The following is a 25,604-nucleotide window of genomic DNA, read 5'->3' on the forward strand; positions in this document are numbered from 1 at the left end:
GGTTTTAAAGCTATTAACTATTAAGTTAATACTAAACGGTAGGATCGGCGCTTCATGATATTTACAAGAATACACTGATTATACAAGGAGTTTATATTTTAGGATGCAGCATTGCATCCCGGGATCCATTCCTATTTAAGTGTTACGGGGTCCTTCATGTAATGAACTGTTAACAAGGACCTTAGCAGATTACATATGGTAAAACCGGGAAAAACGAAGGCCGATCGATTTTAATATCCATCCCGGTCATTAGATTTTCCCGGTTTGCTATTCGCACTGGTGCCAATTTACAAGTAATGTTACCCGCAGTAAGCTGTGTCAAAAAACTTGTCTTGCAGGATAAATGCTTCAAGAATGATCGAATAACAGCCCTAGTAAAAGTAAAGTGCCGCCGGGGAAACAATAAAGTTCTACCAAGGAGTAATGATTTTTAATTGATTGAATTATGATGAATGTAAAAGGATCAGCCAACCAGGTCGTTCAACAGATTGTACAGGCCCTGGAGGAACATTACCCACATCATCCTTACCATGGCTTATTAGGAGGTAATACAGGTACCGCGTTGTTCTTTGCATATTATTACCAGCTCACAGGCGATGAAAAACTATTGGAAAAATCCTACCAGATCATCGAGCATAGTCTTCAAAGTATTGCTGATAGCAGTTTACATGCCTCACATTGCAGCGGCCTTGCAGGTGTCGGTTGGGCATTGTTGCATCTAGCCGAAATGGGTTATATCGAAGCCAATGATCTTGATAGTACCTTTAGTGATATCGATACAATACTGTCTAAAGAGTTGAGAACGGATCTTGCCAATGGTCAAACAGATTTCTTACACCAAGGACTAGGTATCGCGTTATATTTTCTTTCAAGGTTGCCTTCCGGTTTCGCGGGGGAACAATTACAATTTTTGGTGAAACAGCTTTGGGAGCACCGTATAATTTTGGACGGGGGCATCTCCTGGAAAGATCAATTCTCTACGATCAGCCAAACAACTCCCGGCAGGGATCTATTCAACCTCGGGTTAGCCCATGGCGTTCCGGCCATCATTACTATACTGTCTAAAATTTACAAGGCAGGCATCGAAAAAGAACTTTGTCACACGATGATAAATGATAGCATTCAATGGTTGTTAAGTACTAAAAACAATGACAGCTCCCCTACTATTTCCCTGTACCCTGTACTCATCGATGCAAAGGGGAATACGGCAGGAGACAGGCATAGCCGTTTAGGTTGGTGTTATGGAGATCTCGGTATAGCCTGCATGTATTTAAATGTCGGTATCAATACGCAAAATCAACAATACATATCCATTTCAGAAGAAATGTTTATGCATATTGCCAGGAATAGGGATATACAGAATGGTTCGGTTCACGATGCTTGTATTTGCCATGGTAGTTCAGGAATCGCATTAATGTTACAACAATCTTATAAGGCTTTTGGCAATTCATTGTTACAACAACGATCCAATTTTTGGTGGGAACACAGCCTTCAACAAAATACCTGGCCCGATGGCGCCGCGGGTTATAAATTTTACCACCATCCAAATTATACTACAAATTTCAACTTGCTTGAAGGAGTTTCAGGAATCGGGTTATCCTTGATACATTGCTTAGAACCAAGCCTTTCAGCTAATTGGGCGGGTGCATTACTCATCAATTGATAAATCTTATATTGTTTGATCTAAAAAATTATTTAAATTAGAAGTATTGAAAAAAAGGTGAACTCGAATTTTAAACCCGTCTAGGCTATGCTACTATGCCGCAAGCCTGCATTACTGATAACTTGAAAAACCATGATCCGCTTATTTTTTTTGGATAATCATCCATTGATTTTAGAAGGTTTGCGTGCCCTGTTAACCAACGAGGCAGATATAGAAATCTGCGGCGATGCTACTTCAGGACGATCCTGCTTAGATCGCCTGCAAATGCATCCTATAGATATCCTGTTGATGGATACCCATATAGCCGATATTGATAGCGTTCAGCTTGCAATCGAGATTAACCAGCAATACCCGTTGATCAAAATCTTGGCGTTGAGCTATCATAATGAAGACCCGAATATTCAAGGTATCCTCGCTTCAGGAGCGCATGGATGCTTGCTAAAATCGGCAGACAAGCAAGAATTACTATTTGCCATCTACAGCATCCATAAAGGCAGGACCTACTACTCAAAAGGCATTGATAATAAAAATCATGGTGGAAAGCAAAATCTCACCGATTCTAAACAATTTCATATCACGAAGCGGGAGAAGGAAGTATTGTCACTCATCGCAAACGGCCATACGAACCATGAAATAGCTGAAAAATTATTTATCAGCTCCGATACGGTCGACAGCCACCGGAGAAATTTACTGGGGAAATTAAAAGCCCGCAACACGGCTATGCTCATTAAATGCGCCTTCGCTTATCGATTGCTTCCGGAATTTTCCATATAGCCGCTCCCGGCGCATATAATTCCAGGATATTATACAACAAAAACTTCAAACCGGTGCTTATCACCATTTATAGCATGCTTCCTTCCTTTAAATTGATAAAATGAAGCTACTATTAGCATATATACTGTTGCAATCGATGGTATCGCGGGCTTATATTTGGGGGTGTTAAAAATTGTCGTTCTACTAAACCACTCTAAATTTCGCAGGGTTTAGTCCAACAACAATAATATTCAAACTATAGGGAAGCAGCTATGAGGTTGTTGTTAATATTTATTTTGCTAATTAGTGGCCTCGTGAAGGCTTCCGGTCAAGATAGGTCTCACCGGCATATATATGACACAATATTAGCACGCATCCATAAGGAACAACTGGACGCCGTACCAAGCATAACTAAATTGGATCAACAGGTTGGACAGATATTAAAAGGAATCGATCTAGAAACGGGTCGATGGAATAAAATTGATTATGCGGATCACCGGCGTATTAATCCGGGTTGGCTCCCGATATTAGGCGGGATCAGAAGTATGACAGTTGCGTATACGCTCCCCGGTAGCAAGTTTTACCAGGACGATGCTGTATGGTTTGCCGTCAATAAAAGCATCGATTTTTTCACCCACCAAGATCCATTGCCTTACTGCGACAATTGGTATATACAAGGGATTTCCAGGCCGCAAAAACTGTCATTAAGCCTGGTAAATATGGAATTTGGACACAAGAAACTGGTTGATTCCATTAAGCAAAGTTGTATCGACGCAATTTGCAAAGATACTGCTATCAATAGTCCCGGAAGAAACAATCCCCTGCACCGATTCAACTATGGGGCAAACAAGACCGAAATTGCCATAGGCTGGATCTACACCGCTGCACTGTTGCGGGATAAAAAAATGTTGGCAATCGGAAGCAAGGAGGCTTTCGCCCCTATCGAGCTCACCACTGGAGAAGGTATACAATACGACCTTTCATACGATATGCATTATGGTTATTTATATAATGGCGCTTATGGAGCCGTGTTTTTAAATAGCATCTTGAAAGCCATGCAATATACCCGCGGTACGGATTACGCTGTAACAGCTGAAAAGCTGGATTTATTCCGCAAATTCATTCTGGCATCCATATTTGGTATAACGAGGGGGCAATGGATCGATTGGAACACTGTCGGGCGGGGAATTTCAAGGCGTAATACCTTACTAAGAAATTACAGCGGCATCCTTTCGCAACTCGCTAAAATCGACTACCCTGCAAGGGCGTCCTATGAAGCGATCCGCTTGCGAAACACGGGAGAACGGCCAGCTTCTTACATGGTAAAACCTAGCCACGCGGTATATTGGAGTACTGATTACACGGTACACAACCGGCCGAACTATTTCTTTTCGATCCACGCCGTTTCCTCTAGGAATTTTTCCCAGGAAATAGGCAATAAAGAAAATATAAAAGGTTATTGGGGAGCAGAAGGAACTACTAACTTGCAAGTAAGGGGTGATGAATATTTCAATATATTTCCACTTTGGGATTGGGCCAAGTTGCCGGGAACGACCCTGCCGGATACGGTTCCCATCTTGGAAGATAAGGCGCCGGGCTCCGGCGATCGCCGCGGAACCAGTCCTTTTTGCGGCGGCGTATCTGACTCCTTGTACGGCGCAACAACTTATGTCATCAACGATGACCTCGGAACCAGCGCCAAAAAATCTTGGTTCATGTTTGATGAAGAAATAGTTTGCCTCGGCAGCAGCATCAGCTCCACCCTGCCTAACGACGTAAATACCACGCTGAACCAATGCGTATATAATACAGGGGATGGAATATATTTATCATCCCGGGGCTCAGTTGAACACTTGAATACATCTCTACACCGTAAAATAGCTCATCCCGATTGGCTAATTCATGATAGCATTGCATACCTATTCCCCGGTGATGAAATGATTGAATTAACAGTGGAAAATAGGCGAAGTGATTGGACGGTCATCACTGCAAACGGCGCCGCGTCAAACAAATTCATAGAGAACAAAAAGGTATTTCAGCTTACGATTCCGCATGGCACTTTCCCAGCGCAAGCAGCGTACAGCTACATCATAGTTCCAGCTATCAAATCACCCGGAGATTTAAAAACCTATTTAAAGAAAAATCATATTTCCATTGTTTGCAATAATGCTGATATGCAAGCAGTATACCACCGGGAATTAAAAATGTGGCAAACGGTATTCTTCAGGGCGAAGCAACCTTTAAACACGGGTAATTTTAAAATTAGTACGGATATCCCGGCAGTGGTTATGATCCGGGAAAAATCCAAGGGAAATTATGAATTGCATATTGCTGACCCCAGCCATTCACATCAACAGGTTACCATCATGATACAAAAAAACAAACATGGTAAAAGCCGACAGGTACGATTAAACTTACCACGGGAACCTTATGCCGGGCAAAGTGTATCAACAAGGTTCAGCCTTTAAAAGCATATTCTTTGTAGGCTCTCCAGGGCCCCCTTAAATATTCCCAGGTCTTTAATCCCGTTGCTTTTAAATTTCGGGGGATGAATCCCGGTAGCAATTGTTCATACAAGAGTTGTGCTTTAAATTGTGTAACCTTATTTTGGATAGTTATATGCGGGCGCAACAACTGGCGATCCTGTCTTTTTAAATACGGTTCTAAAGGCTGTTGTAACTGTATATGTAACCCGGTCAAAACAGGTGAAACCAACTCGAACAAGACCCCATTGGCAAAAAGTCGCGGACCTAAAACCGTAATATCAAAGCAATCCCTATGGCTGGCAGCCTCGATCGCTTCATGAACAAAGGGGATGTTCGGCAAATGGTGAAATAACGTGATATGCGCCGGCAAATAGTTAGCATGTGCCGGGAAATGGGTGGCACGCAAGCCATTAAAATATTGCATATCACGCGGATCCACTTCCAAGGTTAAAATAAGCGGGTGATTTGTTGCTAATTTCATCTGGTTTCAGTCATCATGGATACAGATATAATTGTAACTATGGTGTCTTGGTAAAATTAAAAAGGGTTATGAATGCCATCCATAACCCGGGTATACTAAATGAGTTGTAAAATCTTATTAATCGTCCTTACCATTTTGCGGGCTGTCACTTGATAATGCGCTGGTCTTGCCCTGCCGTAATTTCTTCCGGAATTTCTCACCCTTCAGCACCCAAAGTATAATGGATATCCAAATAAAGAGCGCTGCGGTTAAGATATAAGTTCTTTCAAGCGTTATCATTAGCTATAAGAATTAGCAGTCAAACAATGTAATTATTTAAAACCAATTTGACTTTTCCTCCTCATTTTTCACTACTTGCAAAGGCACTTCTTCCGGTGCAGATTCTGCAATTTCTTGAAGTTTTTCCAGCATCTCGTAGGCATCATGTTTTTCTATGACCCCATGTATTACTGCTTGCGGAGCAACTTCGATGGCGCTACAATACACATTTCCCCATACCAGGGCAGAATCTTGTACAGATGCTTGGGAAGAAACCACCAACAGGTCATCCACCTTGCCGGCAATTACCGCCTGATCCGCCATCACTTTCCCCTTGATATGCCCATCTTTTCCCAGCCATAAGCGCCCCTGTATATTTACATCCCCTTCAACTAATCCATTGATATAAATATTTCCTTTCAAGTTCAAGGGGCCTTGCAAAACCGCTAATTTACCGACACTGACATCAACTTTCCATTTAAACAACTGTTTCGCTAATACCATAATAATACCGATTAATTAGCGCTAGCGCTAGCCGCCGGTTCGCTATTATTAAAATAGGAGATAATGGATGTCGCATTGCCCAGGTCGATCCCTGCACATTTACCGGGATAGTTACCCGAAATCCTTACGGAATTATGCAGATAACCTACGCTCGTAATGTTTTCCGGGTCCGGTGCAACTTCTACATCGATAAACCCGGCAAATTCTTCGCGGAAAGCTTCTACTAATTCTTGATAATATGCGCCTCCACCCAATAAATATATTTTTGTACAGTTCTCAAGATCCAGGTCCGTAAAATAATTTTTCATCAAGGGGGAGATCACTTCCCGGTAATATTGTTGCAAGATGGTTTTGCGCGTATTGGCAAGATCAATCCTTTTACGGTTGGTAAAGAGCGAACCCTTTACGAAGGCATCATCCAATTGGTGTTCGTTTTTCATCTCCAGGAAATATGCCTGGTTCAGCTCCCTCCCGAGATTATTTACCGCGTAGCGAATGCCGTGGGAAGAGAAACAAGTCCTGTGAACAAGTCCATCCGGCGACACTAAACCGCCCTCGACAGTTCCGAAACCTAAGCTGACAGCAATAAAGTTTTCATCTTCCGGGATTTGTAACATCTTTTTCAAGCCGATAATACCGCCTACGATCTCCGGTAAGATTTCGAAATGCTCAATATCGAACAAACCCTTCTTGATACTACCTTGCAGGTTATACGTTTTGGTATCGTATTCCACCATGAAGTGGCGTTTCTTAAGAAATTGTTCCGCTGCTTGCTTATAAACATTATAAGTAGAAAAAGGGAAACCCATGGTAATAGCACAAGGAGATTGGATTTTATCCGCCAACACTACCATGGCCGCTTTAAACAATATCTCGAAATCCTCTTCTTGCGGAGAAGTATTCGTGACCCTGCCAGGGTTGATACCACCTTTCTTGGCAAGATTGCCCACGAGATACCAATTTTCGTCTTTCTTGATTTTCAGACCATTCACGAGGTCTTTCGAAGAATTCTCTGTATTGCCATAGGATGTTTCATATACACTCGGCAAGTTTAGGGTAGTTACGTTCATTGTGAGAAGGGATTGATTGTTGTTTAGTCCTTGAAATTAAAGAATACAAATTAATAAATCATTAAATTCATATAATTAATTTTATAATATCTTTAATTATCAAGGGCATCAAATTCAATAATTTAGGTTTTCAGAATTGTATTCTTTCCCGTTTGCTATCAAAATTAGGGGATTAATGGATAGAATGCAACGGTATCGCATGAGATTCCCGATAAATTTCTGTTGCGATGAGAAGAAAAAGCGCCAAATCCCGGTCGGAGAACTTCAGCCTTAACTGCGATAACGCCTTGGCTTTATGCTCTTTCACGGTAAATAACGAAAGGTTCAGTTTCGCCGCGATTTCATCCAGTTTTAATCCATCGAAGTAAAACATGCGGAAAACTTCCTGCCTTTTGGGAGAAAGTTGTGCTATCTCTGCATAAATAGACTGCATGAGTTCTGAACGGATCATTCGTTGCAAGATATAATCATCCTGTTGTTGCACATCCAGGTATAAAATCTCCTTTTGATAAGCGTGTTTGACTTTCGCATGCCGCAAATTATTCAAGCAGGCATTCCGGGTAGTGGTATATAAAAAACTCTTTATACTTTGTGGATGATCGAAATCGTTGTGACGGTTCCATAATTTCACATAACTATCTTTCACGATATCTTCGGCCTCGGCCATATCGTCCAATAGTTGATCCGCAAAAAAGCACAAAGCCTTGTAATACTGTTTAAAAAAAGCATCAAAAGCCTTGGGATCACCATCTCGGAAAGCAGGGATGATTTCCTCCAACATATCCGGTTGCTCCATCATTCCATGAAATTATTCGGTACACATTTAGATATTGGCTGATTCTCGAAGCGGCTAAGCTAAAAAAATTATATGAATTAGCACGCACTTTTATGATGGGTCTCTTTTTCATTTTTTTTTTTGATCCCGGCTAGTTCGTTTTACAGGCGAAGGTGTTTTAACAGCAATTACATTATCAACCAACACCAATTGTTGTACAAATGAAAGATTTTAAAAATTTGTTCTATGGCTTAGCCACGGCCGTTCTAGCATGTTCAATATATGCTTGCTCCGGTCCTGCTGCACCACCGGAACGAAAAAAGATGCCCGCCATTATGGATGATGGCTTCGCCGGGGATATTCCCTTGCATGCATTCGCGGAAGAAAATTCGCAAACCGGCTTACCCTTCGCCACGGGGAATGTAGATTTATTTACCGGCGGCAAAGCGGTCTCCTATTATTCGGTATCCTTACCGGATATTGGCTTAGACTCGATGGCTTTATCCCTCGTAAACAATTACCAACCATTATTGATCCCGATGCTGGCCAACGTACCATCGGGAAAGGGTCTTATCCTGGATTTAAGAAGTAATGCCAAGGGCAGCGAACGTGCCGATTACAAGGTATCTATCGCTGGCAGGCAATTTCCTTTAACCATCCTCTGGAACCAATCCAGCGCTTACAGGGTAGGCTCTTTTATTGCTGCGGTCAAGGGTTTAAACCAATTAGAAGGTTTCCAATCAGAAACCAACTTAGCCAATTTCTAACAACATCATCCCGTTTCAAGTCCCCAATTATTTCTTACTAATTAATCATCTGAACCTAAGCTATGAAGAAATATGCTTATTTGAGCCTATGCTTGGCTTTGGCTTCCTGTGCGATTTTCAAGGGCGGAAAGAAGAAAAATCAAAAGAAATCCCCCGCAACAACCACGGCAACCAAACCAGCTACGCCTGCAAACAAAAACGGCGTGAAGCCTTTTAAAACGATTATCAAACCGGGCTTTCAACACCACGAAGGATTGTTTACAGTTCATAACTCGGTAGCATTCGACAGCTTGTTCTTCGAAATACCCGACAGCCTGTTCGGCCGCGATATCATGGTCATCAACAGGATCAGTAAAATGCCGGGCGGTATGCATCTATATGCCGGGGAATCGCTGGACGAAAGCATGATCTCCTTCGAGAAAGGACCGAACGAAAATATCCGCATCCGCTACCGCTACGTAATCAGCGATGCAGATTCTACTAATGCCATTTCGCGTGCCGTTAAAAACTCTAATAACGACCCGGTTATCGAAACATTACCCATCAAGGCTTACGGTAAAGATTCTTTAAGCTACGTGGTGGATGTTAGCAAGATGATCAAGGACAACAGGAGCCTTTTTAACAACGTAACCAATTCGAGTTTCACCAAGAATATCGAGGCCCGCAGCATGCGCGATCACGAAGTATTGGATGTTACGGCATACCCGATCAATGTAAACGTGAAAACCCTGAGAAATAATGAATCCAAGGGTGATTCGCAAAAAGGTGTCGAAAAGGTTCCCGTTTCCGTTGAAACGATTACTTCGTTCGTATTACTTCCGAAAGTGCCAATGCAACGCAGGATATTTGACCCGCGCGTAGGCTTCTTCGCTGATTACAGCTATGAATATGCCGATGATCAACAAAAGATCAACATTGCAAAATTTATCAACCGCTGGAGATTGGAGCCAAAACCGGAAGATGTTGAACGCTACAAACGTGGCGAGCTGGTTGAACCGAAACAGCCGATCGTGTATTACATCGATCCCGCAACACCTAAGCAATGGCGTAAATACTTGATCTTAGGGGTGAATGACTGGCAAAAAGCTTTTGAAGCAGCTGGTTTCAAAAACGCGATCATAGCGAAGGAATGGCCTGAAAATGACAGCACGATGCATTTAGATGATGCGCGCTATTCATTTATCAACTACTTCCCTTCCGAGATCGCTAATGCTTACGGTCCTAATGTGCACGACCCCAGGAGCGGACAAATCATCCAGTCCCACATCGGATGGTATCATAACGTGATGCAATTGGTGCACGACTGGTATATGATCCAGGCAGGTCCAAATGATCCGCAAGCGCGTAAAGCGAAATTCGACACTGAATTGATGGGTCAATTGATCCGATTCGTATCATCCCATGAAGTTGGTCATACCCTGGGCTTACGTCATAACTTCGGTAGCAGTAGCAAAACACCTGTTGACAGCCTGAGGAGCATTTCTTACCTGCGCAAACACGGCCATACAGCCAGTATCATGGACTATGCCCGTTTCAACTACGTGGCGCAGCCCGAAGATCACATCCCGCAAGAGTTGCTTTTCCCGCGCATCGGTGAATATGATACCTGGGCCATTAAATGGGGTTACAAGGACAATTTCACCCCCGATGATAAGGAAGATAAGAAGATCATGAACCGTATGACTACGGCCGCATTACAACAAAACGACCGCCTTTGGTTCGGGGATGGCGAAACCATGCAAACAGATCCGCGCAACTTGACCGAGGACCTGGGTGATGATGTCATCAAGGCTAATACCTACGGTATCAAGAATTTGAAACGCGTGATGGACGGCTTGCCAAACTGGACACAAGAAAGTTCCGGTTTCCACAATACGATGGCGGAAATGTACAAGCAAGTACAATCGCAATATTTCCGTTATATGAACCATGTGATCCGCCAAGTGGGCGCCACCATGTTTACCATTCATGTAGGCGATTATAGTAACCCCGCATATGTTCCGGTATCCCGAGAAAAGCAAGTAAGGGCATTGAAATTCTTTAACGATGAATTATTCAATACCCCGAACTGGTTACTGGATTCGAAAGTAACGGATATCGTCGGAAACCCTGATAAAGATGACTTCCTGATGGATTTACAGGCGCGGGTAATCAACACATTGCTGGACGCCAAAAAATTAAATGCTATCATAGGCAATGAAAACCGCTTCGGTGATAAGACTATAGGAATCAAGGAGTTTTTGAGTATCTTGCACAATGGGGTTTGGAATGAATTGAACGACAGCCATTTGAAAATAGACACCTATCGCCGGCCACTACAAAAAGCCTATATCGGGGCATTATCAGCCATATTGTTAGCCACCGAGGCAGATGTTCGCGAATCAGATGCAGCCACCATCGCCAATGCAGAGTTGCAACAACTCGACAAACAAATAAAACAAGCCAGTACGCGCACTTCTGACTTCTTGACGAAAGCTCACTTATCAGATCTTTCCAGCAGGATTAAGAAAGTGTACTCTAATTAATCGACCGAAATTGTTTAGCATGCCATCATCAGCGCAAAATAACGACCAGCACCTTGTTCACACAGCCGAATACATCGCTGCCTTGTTCTTGAAAAAACTTCAAGGGCAGGTAAGCCATGAAGAACAATTAATACTGGAGCAATGGCTCGCCCGGCAATCCGATGAAAACCGGGAATTTTTAGAAGCAACGACAGATTGGCCTGCCATAGAGGCGCATATTCAGAAATTTTACCATCTGGACACGGAAGCGGCGTTGCAAGATGTATGGACACGCATAGAACAAGCACCGGTTAAAGAAACAAGGGTCATTAATATGAACAGGTGGTTGAAGATTAGCAGCGCGGCAGCCATTGCCGCCCTGTTAATCGGCAGCGCCTGGTGGTTTACTCATAAGCACTCTATAAATTCCACAGAACTTCCAGGAACGGCACATTATGCAAATGATGTGCCGCCGGGAAGTAACAAGGCCTTATTGGAACTGGCCGATGGCAGCACGATTGAATTGGACAGCAACCGCAACGGCAAACTTGCCCAGCAAGGAAATAGTACCGTTGTTGCCAATGGAAAAGGCGATATCAGTTACTTGCCTGCCGGTGCTGAAGATGCCTCCACTGCCGTTACTTATAACAGGGTAACGACTCCAAAGGGAGGAACTTTCAAGGTAGTATTGCCCGATAATACGATCGTTTGGTTGAATGCAGCTTCTTCTATCCGCTACCCTACATCGTTCCGGGGCAAAAACCGCGAAGTTCAGATTACGGGTGAAGCATATTTTGATGTTGCCGCCCTGGCACAGCAACCTTTCAGGGTAACGGTACAAAGAAACGATCATGCACCGATAACAGTAGATGTATTGGGAACAGAATTTAACATCCAGGCTTACCCCGGGGAAACTGTTCACGCAGCAACGCTGGTGCAGGGTAAAGTAAGGGTCAAATTGCTGGAAAACAGTTCCATTTTACAAGCAGGACAACAAGTCATCGTGGATCAACAACAGGAGATGCAAACACGTCAAGCCGACCTATCAGCAACATTAGCATGGAAAAACAATCTATTCAACCTACAAGATGCTTCCATCCAGGATATTATGAATCAAGTGGCCAGGTGGTATAATGTAGAGGTAACATATGAAGGTTCCATCAATCAACAATTTGTCGGTAAAATCCCGAGAAACATGAATCTTTCCAGTGTCTTGGAAATTTTAGAATCAACCGGGTGGGTGCGCTTCCGCTTGGAAGGCCGGCACTTAACCGTTATCGCCCGCCAATAGTGGCGGGACATTTAAACCGCTTAATTGATCATGAAATATATTTCAACCAAAATCCAATTTTCCCGGGAACTTTTCTCTAAAGCCCGGGCAGGCAAACCGGCCTTGTTAAAGCTCGGGACAACAGCACTCCTGTTGTTCATTTCTTTTCAAGCCCTGGTAGCTCAAACGGTGAAGCTTAACGCGAACAAAACACCGTTCGAAAAAGTATGTAAACAAATTGAAAAACAAACAGGTTATTATTTCGTTTATGCAAAAGACTTAAAAGACAAAGCACTCCCGGTAACGGCAGTGGTGAAGGACGAGCCCATATCAAAAGCTTTGGAAATCGTTTTCAAAGACCTCCCCTACAGTTATAAGGTTGTAGACAAAGTTGTATCAGTTAATACAGCCGAGCCCAAACCGATTCCCGGATCAACAAGTGCTATCAGTGATACTTTCACCCTTTACGGTCAAGTTTTTGACCAGGGAATCCCGAACGGTGGATTACCCAATGCTTCCGTCATGACGCTAACTACCAAGAGGATGACTTTAACCGATGCCACGGGTAACTTCGTGCTGCACGGGGTGAAGTGGGAAGAAAAGTTAGTGGTTAGGTATATCGGTTACGAAGATTATACGACTACGACTTCTTCTAATTTGAAACGGAGGATTATAATTATGAAGTTGGCCAATAACCAACTTGATAAAGTGGTGGTAACTGCCTACGGTAAAACAAGTAACCGTTTCAATACGGGTAACATCATCACGATTTCCGGGAAAGAAATCGAAGACTTACCTTTCCAAAACCCGCTCATGGCTTTGGAAGGCAGGGTACCCGGCCTCGTAATATCACAGGTAAACAGCGATCCCAGCTCGCCATTCAAAATAGAAATACGCGGAAGAAATTCACTGAATCCAACAATACCCACCGATCCATTAATCATTGTTGACGGTGTTCCGATCGGCCCGCTCGATTTAATCAAAAGCACGCAAACTTCCGGCAATTTAGACATCTCTCCCGGTTTGGATCAATCCGGTATCTCCGCTGGCTATACCGGCGGACAAAGCCCTTTATTCGGGATCAACATGCATGATATAGAATCTATCAGTGTATTGAAAGATGCGGATGCAACAGCCATTTATGGTAGCAGGGGCGCCAATGGTGTGATTATTATCAAGACGAAGAAGGGTGAATTCGGGGAAAATAGGGTCAACGTAAATGTGAGCAAAGGCTTTACCCACCCTAGCCGTTTTTACAACTTCCTGGATACGGATCAATACCGCGCCATGAGGAAGGAAGCATTCGCCAATGACGGGATCGAAATCAGCTCCGACCCAACCGCCCCCGGTTATGCGCCGGATTTATTGATCTGGGATTCTACCAAGTACACGGATTGGGGTAAATATTTCTACGATGCTTTAGGTCAAAGCACGAATGCCAGCGCGAGTGTAAGCGGTGGAAATAAATTGAGTACGTATAGAATAAGCGGCGCTTACTTTGACCGTCAGAATATCGGTCAAAGGGGCGGAACGAAAAATATGAGTTTGAGTACCAATTACGGCATCAGGAGCAAAAACGAAAAATTCATGTTGAACATGAGCTTAAACGTAGGTAAAAATAAGGTCGATGCCATCAATACAAGTGATAAAAGCACCCTCCCTCCCAATGCACCGGATCCTTTAAAATCCAATGGGGAATTGAACTTTGATGAATACAGGGGTATTTATCAATTTCCCTTGGCATTCAAATCTTTAAAACAAGCTTACAATTCGAATACGGACAGGATATCAGGTAGTGTCAACCTAAGTTATAATATCATTAAAGGATTGGATTTCACTGCCACTCTAGGTTATGACAACTCCAATATGGAAGCTAAAAGCATGATTCCAGTAGCCGCTTCCGACCCGGTATCAAATACGCCCCCTACCGGTTCAGTAAATAACGGGACCACGAAAAACACTAGCTTAAACTTTGACCCTACCTTAGTGTACAATAAGAGTATCGGCCAAGGTATTTTTACAGCGATGGTCGGGTTTACGTATAATTCCAAGGAAACATCCTCCAAATTTATAAGGGCAACAGGCTTCACTTCTGATGACCTGATTAACTCGATGAGTAATGCTCCTAATATTAGCGTGAATGACCGTTCCGCAGAATATAAATATGCAGGGTTGTATTCTCAAATCGGCTACAGGTTCAAAGAGCGGTATTTAATAAACTTTAGCGGAAGAAGGGACGGCAGCAGCAGGTTCGGTGCAGATAACCGCTTTGGTAACTTCGGTTCCATCGGCGCCGGCTGGATCATCACGGAAGAACCTTGGATGAAAACCTTCATTCCAAATATCCTTACCTATATGAAGTTCAGGGGTAGCTACGGAAGTACGGGTAGCGACCAGGTAGGAGAATACCAGTATTTGACCCAATGGGGTAATAATATAGCAGCTAATGGAGATTTTACAGTTTACCCTTACAACGGGGTTGTGCCGATTATTTCCTTACTGCACGCCAATAATGAATTTCACTGGGAAAGGAATAACAAGTTAGAAGGAGCTATCGAGTTCCAGTTATTCAGAAAGATCAACGTGAATGCCTCCTGGTATAAAAACTTATGCGACAACCAATTGGTATCATACCCTACGGGGATCTTCACGGGTTATACGTCCTTTACTGCCAACCTACCGGCCAAAGTAGAGAACAAGGGCTTCGAATTAAATATCACCGCGCAAATCATGCGCAGTGCAAACTTTTACTGGAATGTTGGCTTTAACACCAGTAGAAATTCGAATACGATCTTGGCATTTCCCAACCTGGAATTGTCACCCTACGCTAACCGCTACAAGATCGGCGGATCAACCAACGACCGTTTCTTGTTGGAATATAACGGCGTAGATCCAGAAACCGGGGAGTTTACTTACACGGATGCAAATTAGGACGGGAAAATCACTATAAACAACAGTGCATTCCCCGGAACAGAAGATGACGACAGGATCGTTGTTCTTCCCTTCGCGCCCAAATTTTACGGCGGGTTTACCAATAGCTTCCGATATAAAGGAATTACGTTGCAGTTTAACGGCAGTTTCAGCAGGAAGTTTGGCTACAGTTCCATTGCTTCTTCCGCGGGAGGTATGAGAAACATAACCCAGTACGTGTATGATCACCGTTGGCAAAAACCGGGCGATGTTGCCCTCATTTCAAAATTGACTACGCTAAGTAATCCTAACAATGGCAACTTCGGTATTTCTACAGGTGCATACAAGATGATCAACATCTTTGAAATCAATACGCTTAGAATGGGTTATCAATTACCGGCAAATTTTGTCAAGAAAATAAAAATGACGACAGTAGGATTTAACTTCTCCGTTACCAACTTACTGAAAATTACGGGTGAAAAAGATCGCGATCCGGAAATACCTTATACATCTTTAGCAGGATTACCAACTGCCAGGGATTTCATGTTCGGTATCAATTGTAGTTTCTAACCAGTAAAAGTATATTAAGATGTTACGATATAAAAATCATTCTAAATTATTTATATCACTTTGTTTAACAGGAATTTTGTTTTACGGCAGCTCCTGTAGCAAATTGATCGAAGTAGATCCCCCTGCCGGCTCAATAACTACGGAAAAGGTTTTCGAATCGGATGTTAAGGCTTATAGCGCCATTGCTGCTGCTTATTCCAAGATGATGTACAATTCCCATCAAATTAATGCAACCAATGGTGGTATTACACTTTATACCGGTATTTTATCGGATGAAATGGAAAGCAGGGTATCGGCTAATGATCCTGAATACTCAGAATTACAGAACAACAAAATCTTAAAAACTAATAGTATTGTTAGTAGCATTTTTTGGGCTTCCCTTTACGAATCCGTTTATATATCAAACTCCATTTTAAACGGTATCGAGTCATCCAGCTCCCCGGCATTGTCGGACGAATGCCGGAGGCTCGTAACCGGTGAAGCCAAATTTATAAGGGCATTTAGCTACTTTTACCTGGTTAACTTATTCGGGGATATCCCGCTCCCGTTAAGTTATGATGCCAACAAAACCATTCAACTGACACGTTCCCCCGTTGCAGATGTTTACAAGCAGATAGAGCATGATTTATCCGATGCCTGCCAGTTGCTTCCAACTGATTATTCCCAATTCGGTGGAGAAAAAGTTCGGGCTAACCGTTGGGCTGCCTTGGCATTGATGGCAAGGGTGAAACTGTATGAAGAAAAATGGGAAGAAGCTAAGTTATACGCTGATACGGTTATCAACGAAGGTAATTTCCAGTTAGTTACCCCGGATAAAGCGTTTTTAGCCAATAATGATGGCGTCATACTTCAATTTAAGAACTATGAAGGAACTTCGTATTTAATGTCTGAGCCGGATCTGTCTGTACCCCTGATTAGGCTTTCACAATTATCGCCGGCCGATGTTGCAGTATTTACTGATCCCAGCGTTTTCCCGATATACTTCGGATACGGTTATTATTTAAATGACTTTACCTACAGGAACGAGATCATCGATCAATTCGATATCACTGACAAACGCCGGGCTACTTGGATTGACAGTGTACCATGCCCAAACATAGAACCTTATAATGGCAGGGTTTATTACTATTCTGTAAAATACAGGGGATTATTGAATGTGAGCAAACCTGATCTATATTACATGGTGCTTCGCTTATCAGAACAATACCTTGTTAGGGCGGAAGCAAAACTACATTTAAATGATATCGACGGCGCTTTGAACGATATAAACGCGGTAAGGGAAAAAGCGGGCTTAGCAGGCTTGCATGACCTCGATGAAAATACTGCCATGCAAGCATTGCAAAATGAGAACCTGTTTGAGTTCATCGGTGAATGGGGTCACCGTTGGTTCGATTTGAAACGCTGGGGCAAAACAGAAAGTGTTCTTTCAACAATTGAGAACAAAAAACCCTGGTCGAACCATTCCTTACTAATGCCCATCCCGGATGACGAATTAATCCGTAGTCCACAATTAACGCAAAATCCGGATTATTGACAAGTAGCCTCCTTCCGCCGATAATTTTAAACTAAGGTTGTTACAACTAAAGTTTCATCCTTAAAAAGTAAGCATAGTCATCTTTCATATGTTTGTGTTGATTTAAGTCCCCTAGGCAATAACTTGATGTGGGTTATTGCCGGGGGACTTCGCTATTTGCCCGGATTTCTCTTTCTGAAAACGATGTTTTCCTCGACATATTCATCTTTGATCGATGGATCAAGGATAAAATCAAACCGGGATAATAATTTTTGGGAAGCCTGGTTATCCTTATGGGTATATGCTTCCACGAGCTCTAATTTTAATATATCGAAGGCAAACGAAAGAACCATTTTCAAGGCAGCGCTCATAATTCCTTTCCCTTGGTGAACCGGCAGCAATTCGTAGCCAATTTCCCCACATTTTCCATCTGCGGTTATATTCCATAAACAGATGGTTCCCAACAGCTCATCTTCCGGCGAATGGGAATGCGTGGTAACTACCCAATAGTACGAGATTCCTTTATCAACGGCTTCTTCTATTTTTTGATAAAACGCTTCTACATCAGCTTTCTCCTTCGGCGGATCACGTTTTATATATGTCAAAACCTGGGGATCGGATCTTAGTTGCCACAAAAGATCGATATCCTTCCTTTCCAAGCCCCTGAGCAAAATATTATCCCGTAGTAAGTTTTGTTGAGCTTTCATTTGAATAGTATTATGATTTAATTATTGTTAACCGTTGTTGTCCGTACAACATTGATTTTTTCTAATTTAATATTAACGGTTTCCCGGTAGATTTCAATACGGGCATCGGGGCATTCCAAACTTTTAATTTTGTTACCAACAATTTGTATAACTCATCAGTCTTCTCTTTGTTCAATTTCGACAGGTCATTGGTTTCCCCGATATCTTGCTTCAAATTATACAATTCTCTCCGTCCATCACGCAAATGCAGGACAAGCTTCCAATCACCTTGCCGTATAGCGCTGCAATAGTTGATACCCGGCCCATCGCGGGGAATCCATTTATTTGGAAAATGCCATACAAAAGTTCTTGTATCATCTTTAAAACCCGGTTTTTTCAATATCGGCATAAAGCTGATGCCGTCTACCGTTTGAAGGGTTTTATAGCCTGTAATTCCTGCCATTTCTAAGATTGTCGGGAAAAAATCTTCGATAATTACCGGTTGATGAGTTACCGTTCCGGCAGCAACCTGCCCGGGCCAGGCAACGATCATCGGTTCCCTTGTACCACCTTCATATACGGAGCCTTTCCCGGCGCGTAGAGGTAAATTTTGGGTATGCGCCGCACCTCCCCTTTGTGAACTCAAACTCAAACCTCCATTATCGCTCATAAAAATGATCACGGTATTTTTCTCGATATGATGTTGTTCCAAGAAATCCATCACATCCCCCAAGCTTTTGTCCATGCCTTCCAACAAGGTCGCGTATTTGGCTTCGCGGATGTCCATCCCTGCATCGATGTACTTTTGCAAATACCTGTCATCTCCTTGAATCGGTGCGTGTACCGCGTAGTGCGCTAAATTTAAATAAAAAGGTTGTTGTTGATTCACCGGGAACTCCAATGCTTTCAAGGCTTCCAAGGTTAAAGCTTCCGTAAGAAAAGTTCCGGTATTATAATATTCTTCTAAGTCGGGAACAGATTGAGCCGAGTTTTTACCGGGTTTATTTCCGTAAAATTCCTCCGACAAATAACTTTGCGGATGCCCCGCAGCATGCCCGGAAATGTTTATGACATAACCTAAATTTCTAGGGTTAGCGCCCGTGGTGCCCATCGGGCCCCAATGCGCTTTACCGGCATGCACCGTAAAATAGCCATTATCCTTTAATAATTGCGGGTAAGTGGTTGCCGCGAATGATGTACGATCCGGCTTGCCGGTGGTGATCCCGTTATAACGCCAATTGGCAGGTAAAAACATACTATCGGCGTTGTCAGTAGGCTGATTTTTCCTCGGGGATGTCCAATTGGTAACGCCGTGGTGAGCAGCATTCATCCCGGTCAATAAACTCAACCTAGAGGGTGTGCAAACGGGCGTAGCATAAGCATCTGTAAATATCATCCCCTTGGCAGCAAGGCGTTCCATATTGGGTGTATGATAGATGAAGTTGAAGCCCTGCTTTTTCCCGCTGAAGGGAACCGTATTATCCATCCAACCCATATCGTCTACCAAGAAAACAATAATATTCGGACGTTCTTGGGCATAAGTAGCAAGGGATATCGTGGCCAAAAATAAGAGTAGCATGCATTTTTTACACATAAGCGGAATTTAATTAGCTAGTTGCTAAATATAAAACTTAAAGTGTAAAAACTACACCACGTTTGTACAAAAGGTAAATATGCTGTATCTTAACCACGCTTTATTGGACCTATTTTTGCATCCATCAACAGAAAAAAGAATACTTATGCTTAGAAAAAATTTGCTTTTCGGAGTAGCCAGCTTACTCTTGGCAAGTTCTACGATCGCAATGCCCATCGCACCATCTAATACTTTTGAAATGATCCAAGATCAAATAAAACCCAAGGATCTCATCGGTCGTTGGGATATCACGGTTGATCAAGATGGTAAACCGGCTCCTTCCTGGTTGGAAGTTGACTTATCCGGCTACCGTACTTTGGTGGGAAGGTTTGTCGGGGTAAGCGGTAGCGCACGCCCTATCTCGGAAGTACATTTCAATAACGGGAAATTTGATTTTAAGATTCCACCGCAATGGGAAGGGGGCGATAAGGATTTTGTAATACAGGGAGAAGTTACTGCCGATGGAATCAAGGGAACCATCGAGACCAGCGAAGGCAAAACCTACCCGTTCACGGGTGTTAAAGCGCCTTCATTGCGGAATACCGGCGCGAAGCCATCCTGGGGAAAAGCGATACAATTATTCAACGGTAAAGACCTTAGCGGCTGGAAAGCCATGGGTCATAACCAGTGGATCGTACAGGACGGCATCTTAACCAGCCCTAAGTCCGGCAGCAATTTGGTATCTGAACAAAAATTTAAAGATTTCAAACTGCATATTGAATTTAAATATCCTAAAGGCAGCAACAGCGGCATTTACCTGAGGGGAAGGCACGAAGTACAAATCCTCGACAACTCGAAAGATGAACATCCGGACAGCCACCTCTTTAGCGGCGTATACGGTTTCCTGACCCCGAGTGAGATTAATTCCCTGGGGCCTGACCAATGGCAATCTTATGATATTACGTTGATTGGCCGCATGGTAACCATCGTTGCCAATGGAAAAACGGTAATTAGCAACCAGGAGATCCCGGGTATAACCGGTGGCGCTTTAGATAGTAATGAAGCTGAACCCGGTCCAATTTATATCCAAGGTGATCATGGCCCGGTACAATTCCGTAAAATTACTATCACCCCTGCTAAATAATTCAAACGAGCTTCATAATAAAAACTCCCGGTATGATCATTATACCGGGAGTTTATTATAGCAAAAATTTTATTATTATATCAATATTATCCGACTAAATATTCACTGAAAAAATTAATCGTCCTCAAAAGTTCGATTCAATGCCTACCTGCTCATTTCTTGTACTTTTTGCTTGCCCAGAAGAGGTACCAAAAAAAGGCACAAATAGGCCATTACGGCAGCCAATTTGATCGCTCGATCTAGCTTTTGTACTACCGTGTAGCCAAGCTACCGTTCGCTATCAACGGTACTAAGTTCCGGTTTTCTTGACGGGGCTGAATACATCTCCCTTCACATAAATCCTTGACCAGTAAGATATTTAAGTACATTTAAAGCAATTTTAGCCGGACAACAATGTATTATATGTAAAAATGTTAAGCCATTAGAAATTAGATATTGTCTTGTTACTATTGTCCTTCTACTAAAGATAATTTTTGTTCTACTTCATAAATTCTTTCCAACCAGTACTTCTTGGCTTCTTCATTAGAAACCGCCTCTTTTTTCGACCTCCTGACCCTGGGTATCTTTGCTAAATATTCCCAACTTTTGCTAATCTCACGATCCCTAGCAGCTTTATCTCCAGGCGCTACCCTTGCTCTCCAAAATGCCAATTGCTGTTGAAAAGCCAGCATCTTTTCCCGCAAAAAAGCTATTAAACGCTCCCTGTCTGCCGGTATGTAACCGGGGCCTGTACAACCGCATGAATGAAATGTAATCCCAACGGAGTATAAACTTTTAACATGTTGCCATGACTTAATATCCTTGGAAGCAGGCGCTTTAAAGTCCAAACCCATATCGGCCATAAGATTCCCACATTGCGGGCACTTTGCCGGAGATGTTTCATTCATATCACGGTTCACATCTTTAAGTAGCTTCCTTTTAAACACTTTTTTACATTCAAAGCAAGCATAATGAGGCTTATAAATACTCATGGCATAGCGACACATACGCACCAAAGATTGTCTGGTTAAATAAAGTGGAATCAGGTGCAAATTTAAAAATTTCCACGGCATTTTTAGGATATCGCGACAGGATATCATGGTCCCTTCATATTGAGTCAATTACACTTTAATATCATTATTATTTTTCATTATTGTCCGACTACATTTTAACCGGGGAGTACTTTTGATCCATCAATAGTTCGATTCAATGTTTATCTGCTCGTTTCTTGTACTTTTTTGCTTGCCCAAAAAAGGGCACAAATTGGCCATTACGGCCGCCAATTTGATCGCTCGATCCAGCCTTTCTGCTACTGTATGGCCAAGCTACCTTTCGCTATCAACGGTGCGAAGTGCCACGGTTCTCTCGGCGGGGGGTGAATGTATCATCCTTCGCTTATATCCTTGACCAGGTAAGGAATTCAAGAACCATAAAAGCATTTTTAGTCGGACAACAATGATTATTTTTCATAATAATAATCCGGTTACAGATGTAACCGGATGTTAAAATCATCAACATAATCAACCTAAACAATCTAAACCATGTTGACCTTACCAAAACATTATTCGTGTTATACAGGCTAGCCTTTCAACTTATTGTCCAATACTTTCTCAATCCTGCTTAACAATTCATCGATATGAATTTTCGTCATCGCATCCGTTATTGCCGGCTGCGCATTCTGTAGTTTTGTTTTCAGCACTTTCAAACGGTGACGCACTATTGAAGTAATATCCGTTTCCGCGTACTCGGGATTGTCAGATAAAACGATGGCTTGCAAGTTTCCAACGTAAGCTTTCTGTAAATTCCGGCGGTGCATGCTGGTAATTTTCCCGGTGGAAAGTTCTCTCCATAAACCGTTTTCCACTGCTTCAAGATATGCATCGGGCGTAATTGCGGCCGCGCCGAAACGATCATTCAAAACCATGATTTTGTGTAAAATTTCCTCGCCGAGTAAGGTATTCAAAGTTTTTACCTGGATATCCATCACGAAATCGGGGTATTCCGGTGTTCCTATCTTGTTGATTACCTTTGGATCCAACAACCAATCCGGCGTCGTAAACACTTGCTTATCGAAGAAATCCAACGCTTCTAATGTTTGTGCTTTCGTAACGGGCGCCACTGTTTCCTTCTCCAAAGATTCGCTCATCGGCGTATATTCAACGGAAGCAATGTTTCTCATGACATGCGTTACATAGCGGGTATACGTTTTCTTTACTTCAGCATACATTTCCGCCATTCCTTGGTAGATGCCACCTTCTACTTGCGTCCACTCTTCCAGGTGCTGCACCAGGCGCTGCAAATTCTTAATACCGTAAGTATTCGCTTTCATATTATTATCGCCCAAGTCCTCCGTTTGACAACGCGGATCTTCTTTAACGGTTTCACCATCACCAAACCAGAGCCGCGGGTTCTTGGCCAGTCTTTCGGTGATCAACCGGTTCATCATTTTCTTATCCTCTTCGAAGCTAGCGGCATCATTATACCTATACCCCCATTCAATGGCCCATTTATCGTATTCGTGGATACCCGGGAATAATAATTCCTGCGGGATATGATCTTCCGGCTGCGCCACGTAGTTGAAACGCGCATAATCCATGATACTGGCCGTGTGGCCATGTTTGCGCAAGTAGGAGATGCTCCTCAGGCTATCTACCGGGGTTTTACTGCTGCTACCGAAGTTATGTCTCAGCCCCAAGGTATGACCAACTTCATGGGATGACACGAAACGGATCAGTTCACCCATCAACTTATCATCGAATTTCATCTTGCGGGCGGCAGGATCATTTACCGCTGCTTGGATCATATACCAATTGCGCAATAACTTCATCACGTTATGGTACCAACCGATTTGTGTTTGAATAATTTCTCCCGTACGCGGATCGTGGATGTTCGGTCCGTATGCATTCGTTACCTCGGAAGGCAAATACCGGATGAAAGAATACCTCGCATCGTTTAAATGCGCTAAGGCTGAATCTTCATTTTCCCATTCTTTAGCGATGATTGCATTTTTAAACCCGGCTTGCTCGAATGCTTTCTGCCAATCGTTGACACCCGCGATTAAGTATGGCCGCCATTTCTTCGGCGTAGCGGGGTCTATGTATATTACGATCGGCTTGGCCGGTTCTACCAGGATACCCTTTTTGTACTTGGCCAAGTCTTGCGGCTTCGGCTCTAATCTCCAGCGTTGAATAAAACTACGTTGTTCTACCTGCTGTTGATCATCGGCATAGAAGTACATGAAATCGGCGAAATAGCCAACCCTTTTATCAAAGCTTCTTAAAGGCATCGGTTTCCCTGGTAACAGGATAAACGATGTATTCATCGCGATAGATGTTTGTACACCCGGTGGCAGACCAATATTCTGAATGCCCTTACCCGTTGCATTTTTAAAAGTCACGAACTCCACGTTGATGGGATAAGCTTGAACGGATTCCAGCAGGAAATCTTTAAACGATTTATTATCCATCACCGCGTTGATGCCATCATTTTTTATCTCGTTGAATAAAGAGCCCGGCGCTTTAATATACGGGGAAGCTTCAATAACGATACTGCTGTCTTTCCCATATGATTTAATTGGGAACTGGTAAGCTACCACATCGCTATAAGAATCTTTTACCGCGCGTTCCAATTTAGATCCCTTTTGAGCCATGCTGTAAACCGTCACATATACCAAGCGGATGCTGGAGTCCAAATCACTCCTTTCAAAGCGGATGGTTTGCGAAGCTAATTCTTCCCCCGCGTACACGCCGCTACCTGCCGGGCCCTTTACCAGGCGGTTAATTACCTGGATATCGCGGTTCAATAACTGTTTAGGTAACTCAAAATAGACGGTGTCTTGCTTTTGATGTACGTCGAACATACCTTGTTTCGATACGTAACCGGCGCCAATTACTTCCCGGTACGGCTTGATCTGCAACCTCGGATCGGGAGCCGGTTCCGGCTTCTTGACGGTATCGATTTTCGGCTCCCCGATAGATGCTCCCGGAGGCAATGGAATAGACGGCAAAGGAATCGTCTGAGCCTTCGCGGTGACTTGGAGTATTACCAACAAAATAATACTGCACAATATTTTATTACACTTCATATTTCTATTAATTATTTGATTGATTCACTTTAAGTCCCTGTGTAGTGTTCAAGGTTTGCATAAACACGGCAGCTCTTGCTGCGGAGGCATCATTCCATAGGAAAATTACGGGCGCTGTTTGCCCCATTAAATCTGTCGCTAGGAAAGATGATTGTTTGAAGCCCAAGCTATTGGGCATCCTGAAATCGGCCACCACGCCGGAAATCCCCTGTTGCTTCAATAACTGCACGGCGGCTGTAGCCATCGGTTGATAAAACTTAGCAGCAGCCAATGCCAATGAGTCGAGCTCCGGGTTAAACATGTTTAAATGGGCATAACGCTGCCCGGCCACCAAGGTGTCCGCGTAAGTAAAATACGCCGCTGTTGATGCGTTACCCGGCTCCGTAGCCTGTATACCGCGGTAGCCGTATGGCCCTTCCCAAGTTGCCGCTTCCGAGTACATCGGCAACTTTTTCCGCTCCGGTTTCGAAGGCCCGCAACTACTTAATAAGCCGGTAAACAGGGCCAAACCACAGCATGTCAGCAATAGTTTTTTCATATAATTATCAATTTGTTTGAAAAGTAAAGGCAAAGCACGCCCTGCCTTGACGCTGTGTACCGCGTCAAGGGCTCAT

Annotated in this window: 20 protein-coding genes; 10 read left to right on the forward strand and 10 right to left on the reverse strand. The window is 43.2% G+C overall.

What is annotated here, in order from left to right:
- The first annotated feature begins 445 nt into the window (after positions 1 to 445).
- The 3 genes from COR50_RS19610 to COR50_RS19620 all read left to right on the forward strand — a co-directional run bounded on the left by COR50_RS19610 (position 446) and on the right by COR50_RS19620 (position 4,884).
- Positions 446 to 1,663, forward strand: a complete 1,218-nt coding sequence (locus COR50_RS19610; RefSeq protein WP_098195570.1) for a lanthionine synthetase C family protein — start codon at positions 446 to 448, stop codon at positions 1,661 to 1,663.
- A 132-nt stretch (positions 1,664 to 1,795) separates the two neighbouring features.
- Positions 1,796 to 2,437, forward strand: a complete 642-nt coding sequence (locus tag COR50_RS19615; protein ID WP_098195571.1) for a LuxR C-terminal-related transcriptional regulator — start codon at positions 1,796 to 1,798, stop codon at positions 2,435 to 2,437.
- 251 nt (positions 2,438 to 2,688) lie between these two features.
- Entirely contained in the window at positions 2,689 to 4,884 is a 2,196-nt protein-coding gene (locus COR50_RS19620; protein WP_098195572.1) for a polysaccharide lyase family 8 super-sandwich domain-containing protein, read from the forward strand.
- On the opposite strand, the gene COR50_RS19625 is transcribed toward COR50_RS19620, so the two are convergent.
- From COR50_RS19625 to COR50_RS19640, 5 genes are all read right to left on the reverse strand, one after another.
- Complete coding sequence (locus COR50_RS19625) at positions 4,874 to 5,383, reverse strand: 2'-5' RNA ligase family protein (RefSeq protein WP_098195573.1); 510 nt, start codon at positions 5,381 to 5,383, stop codon at positions 4,874 to 4,876. The genes COR50_RS19620 and COR50_RS19625 overlap by 11 nt on opposite strands.
- Positions 5,384 to 5,500: 117 nt before the next feature.
- Positions 5,501 to 5,662, reverse strand: a complete 162-nt coding sequence (locus COR50_RS22375; RefSeq protein WP_157761017.1) for a hypothetical protein — start codon at positions 5,660 to 5,662, stop codon at positions 5,501 to 5,503.
- A 36-nt stretch (positions 5,663 to 5,698) separates the two neighbouring features.
- The gene (locus COR50_RS19630; RefSeq protein WP_098195574.1) at positions 5,699 to 6,145 is read right to left on the reverse strand and encodes a bactofilin family protein; all 447 of its coding nucleotides are present in this window, start codon (positions 6,143 to 6,145) and stop codon (positions 5,699 to 5,701) included.
- Between the two features lie 11 nt (positions 6,146 to 6,156).
- Positions 6,157 to 7,215 carry a ParM/StbA family protein gene (locus COR50_RS19635; RefSeq protein ID WP_098195575.1) on the reverse strand — a complete coding sequence of 353 codons (1,059 nt, stop codon included), beginning with the start codon at positions 7,213 to 7,215 and terminating at the stop codon, positions 6,157 to 6,159.
- A gap of 172 nt (positions 7,216 to 7,387) precedes the next feature.
- On the reverse strand, positions 7,388 to 8,014 hold the full coding sequence (locus COR50_RS19640; RefSeq protein ID WP_098195576.1) for an RNA polymerase sigma-70 factor: 627 nt from the start codon (positions 8,012 to 8,014) through the stop codon (positions 7,388 to 7,390).
- A gap of 197 nt (positions 8,015 to 8,211) precedes the next feature.
- Between COR50_RS19640 and COR50_RS19645 the strand changes: the two genes are divergently transcribed.
- The 6 genes from COR50_RS19645 to COR50_RS19670 all read left to right on the forward strand — a co-directional run bounded on the left by COR50_RS19645 (position 8,212) and on the right by COR50_RS19670 (position 17,545).
- The gene (locus COR50_RS19645; protein ID WP_098195577.1) at positions 8,212 to 8,757 is read left to right on the forward strand and encodes a hypothetical protein; all 546 of its coding nucleotides are present in this window, start codon (positions 8,212 to 8,214) and stop codon (positions 8,755 to 8,757) included.
- A 62-nt stretch (positions 8,758 to 8,819) separates the two neighbouring features.
- Positions 8,820 to 11,282 carry a zinc-dependent metalloprotease gene (locus COR50_RS19650; protein WP_098195578.1) on the forward strand — a complete coding sequence of 821 codons (2,463 nt, stop codon included), beginning with the start codon at positions 8,820 to 8,822 and terminating at the stop codon, positions 11,280 to 11,282.
- 19 nt (positions 11,283 to 11,301) lie between these two features.
- A complete protein-coding gene (locus COR50_RS19655) occupies positions 11,302 to 12,552 on the forward strand; it encodes a FecR family protein (RefSeq protein WP_098195579.1) in 1,251 nt (416 codons plus the stop codon).
- A 30-nt stretch (positions 12,553 to 12,582) separates the two neighbouring features.
- Positions 12,583 to 15,462 (forward strand): SusC/RagA family TonB-linked outer membrane protein, encoded by a 2,880-nt coding sequence (locus COR50_RS19660; RefSeq protein ID WP_098195580.1) that lies wholly within the window; start codon positions 12,583 to 12,585, stop codon positions 15,460 to 15,462.
- 195 nt (positions 15,463 to 15,657) lie between these two features.
- Positions 15,658 to 16,011, forward strand: coding sequence for a hypothetical protein (locus COR50_RS19665; protein WP_157761018.1), 354 nt, complete (start codon positions 15,658 to 15,660; stop codon positions 16,009 to 16,011).
- Between the two features lie 19 nt (positions 16,012 to 16,030).
- Positions 16,031 to 17,545, forward strand: coding sequence for a RagB/SusD family nutrient uptake outer membrane protein (locus COR50_RS19670; RefSeq protein WP_098195582.1), 1,515 nt, complete (start codon positions 16,031 to 16,033; stop codon positions 17,543 to 17,545).
- Positions 17,546 to 17,697: 152 nt separating this feature from the next.
- Here the strand turns inward: COR50_RS19670 and COR50_RS19675 are convergent, their stop codons facing one another.
- Positions 17,698 to 18,231, reverse strand: a complete 534-nt coding sequence (locus COR50_RS19675) for a GNAT family N-acetyltransferase (RefSeq protein WP_098195583.1) — start codon at positions 18,229 to 18,231, stop codon at positions 17,698 to 17,700.
- Between the two features lie 61 nt (positions 18,232 to 18,292).
- Complete coding sequence (locus tag COR50_RS19680; protein WP_198405714.1) at positions 18,293 to 19,789, reverse strand: sulfatase; 1,497 nt, start codon at positions 19,787 to 19,789, stop codon at positions 18,293 to 18,295.
- Positions 19,790 to 19,949: 160 nt separating this feature from the next.
- Between COR50_RS19680 and COR50_RS19685 the strand changes: the two genes are divergently transcribed.
- On the forward strand, positions 19,950 to 20,927 hold the full coding sequence (locus COR50_RS19685; protein ID WP_098195585.1) for a 3-keto-disaccharide hydrolase: 978 nt from the start codon (positions 19,950 to 19,952) through the stop codon (positions 20,925 to 20,927).
- A gap of 446 nt (positions 20,928 to 21,373) precedes the next feature.
- Here the strand turns inward: COR50_RS19685 and COR50_RS19690 are convergent, their stop codons facing one another.
- From COR50_RS19690 to COR50_RS19700, 3 genes are all read right to left on the reverse strand, one after another.
- Positions 21,374 to 21,853, reverse strand: coding sequence for a hypothetical protein (locus COR50_RS19690; protein ID WP_198405715.1), 480 nt, complete (start codon positions 21,851 to 21,853; stop codon positions 21,374 to 21,376).
- A 632-nt stretch (positions 21,854 to 22,485) separates the two neighbouring features.
- Positions 22,486 to 24,990, reverse strand: coding sequence for a zinc-dependent metalloprotease (locus tag COR50_RS19695; RefSeq protein ID WP_098195586.1), 2,505 nt, complete (start codon positions 24,988 to 24,990; stop codon positions 22,486 to 22,488).
- A gap of 7 nt (positions 24,991 to 24,997) precedes the next feature.
- Complete coding sequence (locus tag COR50_RS19700; RefSeq protein ID WP_098195587.1) at positions 24,998 to 25,528, reverse strand: hypothetical protein; 531 nt, start codon at positions 25,526 to 25,528, stop codon at positions 24,998 to 25,000.
- Between the last annotated feature and the right edge of the window lie 76 nt (positions 25,529 to 25,604).

Origin of the sequence: Chitinophaga caeni, assembly GCF_002557795.1 — a bacterium.
Classification (GTDB): domain Bacteria; phylum Bacteroidota; class Bacteroidia; order Chitinophagales; family Chitinophagaceae; genus Chitinophaga; species Chitinophaga caeni.

Coding starts and splice junctions, on each gene's coding strand:
- COR50_RS19610 (WP_098195570.1), top strand. CDS start 446: ATGATGAATGTAAAAGGATCAGCCAACCAGGTCGTTCAACAGATTGTA.
- COR50_RS19615 (WP_098195571.1), top strand. CDS start 1,796: ATGATCCGCTTATTTTTTTTGGATAATCATCCATTGATTTTAGAAGGT.
- COR50_RS19620 (WP_098195572.1), top strand. CDS start 2,689: ATGAGGTTGTTGTTAATATTTATTTTGCTAATTAGTGGCCTCGTGAAG.
- COR50_RS19625 (WP_098195573.1), bottom strand. CDS start 5,383: ATGAAATTAGCAACAAATCACCCGCTTATTTTAACCTTGGAAGTGGAT.
- COR50_RS22375 (WP_157761017.1), bottom strand. CDS start 5,662: ATGATAACGCTTGAAAGAACTTATATCTTAACCGCAGCGCTCTTTATT.
- COR50_RS19630 (WP_098195574.1), bottom strand. CDS start 6,145: ATGGTATTAGCGAAACAGTTGTTTAAATGGAAAGTTGATGTCAGTGTC.
- COR50_RS19635 (WP_098195575.1), bottom strand. CDS start 7,215: ATGAACGTAACTACCCTAAACTTGCCGAGTGTATATGAAACATCCTAT.
- COR50_RS19640 (WP_098195576.1), bottom strand. CDS start 8,014: ATGATGGAGCAACCGGATATGTTGGAGGAAATCATCCCTGCTTTCCGA.
- COR50_RS19645 (WP_098195577.1), top strand. CDS start 8,212: ATGAAAGATTTTAAAAATTTGTTCTATGGCTTAGCCACGGCCGTTCTA.
- COR50_RS19650 (WP_098195578.1), top strand. CDS start 8,820: ATGAAGAAATATGCTTATTTGAGCCTATGCTTGGCTTTGGCTTCCTGT.
- COR50_RS19655 (WP_098195579.1), top strand. CDS start 11,302: ATGCCATCATCAGCGCAAAATAACGACCAGCACCTTGTTCACACAGCC.
- COR50_RS19660 (WP_098195580.1), top strand. CDS start 12,583: ATGAAATATATTTCAACCAAAATCCAATTTTCCCGGGAACTTTTCTCT.
- COR50_RS19665 (WP_157761018.1), top strand. CDS start 15,658: ATGAGAAACATAACCCAGTACGTGTATGATCACCGTTGGCAAAAACCG.
- COR50_RS19670 (WP_098195582.1), top strand. CDS start 16,031: ATGTTACGATATAAAAATCATTCTAAATTATTTATATCACTTTGTTTA.
- COR50_RS19675 (WP_098195583.1), bottom strand. CDS start 18,231: ATGAAAGCTCAACAAAACTTACTACGGGATAATATTTTGCTCAGGGGC.
- COR50_RS19680 (WP_198405714.1), bottom strand. CDS start 19,789: ATGCTACTCTTATTTTTGGCCACGATATCCCTTGCTACTTATGCCCAA.
- COR50_RS19685 (WP_098195585.1), top strand. CDS start 19,950: ATGCTTAGAAAAAATTTGCTTTTCGGAGTAGCCAGCTTACTCTTGGCA.
- COR50_RS19695 (WP_098195586.1), bottom strand. CDS start 24,990: ATGAAGTGTAATAAAATATTGTGCAGTATTATTTTGTTGGTAATACTC.
- COR50_RS19700 (WP_098195587.1), bottom strand. CDS start 25,528: ATGAAAAAACTATTGCTGACATGCTGTGGTTTGGCCCTGTTTACCGGC.